This window comes from Vibrio sp. 03_296 (assembly GCF_002265885.1).
Genome location: NZ_NPKW01000712.1, coordinates 1 through 995 on the forward strand (window position 1 = coordinate 1; position 995 = coordinate 995).

General features: G+C 41.5%; 1 pseudogene. It reads left to right on the forward strand.

Annotated features, from left to right (window positions below):
• Nucleotides 1–290: pseudogene (locus CIK04_RS27320) on the forward strand (helix-turn-helix transcriptional regulator); the annotation flags it as partial.
• Nucleotides 291–995 lie beyond the last annotated feature (705 nt).

Below are 995 nucleotides of genomic sequence, written 5' to 3' on the forward strand. Positions count from 1 at the left end.
TATACAAACCCAGAATTTGGCACGGCAATTGGCGGCCAAGATGCTCTCATGTTTCTGAGCGCAGCCTACAGAGACGGTTTAAATCAGCGAGCTCTCGTACATTTACGGATTACCTCACCGAAAGTTCGTTTAGAAAARGCATGTGAAAGTTTGTTAGGCCGGTGAAAAGTGGTTGATGTGGCTTTCGCATCGGGATTTAACGATCCTTCCTATTTTAGTCAACGTTTTAAACTGTACTTTGGCGTGCCCCCTTCAAAATTTCGCCAAGTGATGCTCTAGAGTCCGAATAACATCGCCGTCTACCTAGCTACCCAGTGTGCTCAGCTTGCCTCAAAGCTTGATTTGCCTTGTCTATAGCCTTTACTCATTAACGGCATTATCTCTTCCGCTTAACTTGCGTCTAGCTTATTTCTACTAAAAGCCTAATACGACATGGATGCTTTCTATCATCCTTGTTCATGAATCGACCCATTGGCTGTTCTATGGCTGAGGTAGTCAGTTAATTGAACGGCGTGATCGAAAATAGGTAGAGTAACGGATGGGGCTTATTTATTGGTTGCCAGGTGTGCGGTTGAAAGCGAGCGTAATTAAAGTAAAGAGTTTAATAAGAGAGGAAACGAATAGAAAAAAATATCGTGGTATAGCCGGGGGGACTAGTACCACGGGTGTCAATGACACCTTCGCTTGCTGCCGGAGTGACGCGACATAGTCACGTCACCTCTGGAATTCTTGAGAGGAGTGCCTCTCGATGTGTTCACTATAAGTTAATCGACTTATTTTCCTTATAAAAATAACGCCATTGATACCTTACAAAAACGACAATATACTCATCTTAACTTAAGTTGTYGTAATTTAATGGTTATTTGTTTCTCTCTTTGTTTTTGTAAACGAAGTGTTAAGCTCGATGTTGATTTGAATTTTGGATTTTGACGTAATGAACGTGTCTAAATTGACGAAAAGTTACGAACGCAAGTTCTGCAATCTTTGATTTCAGA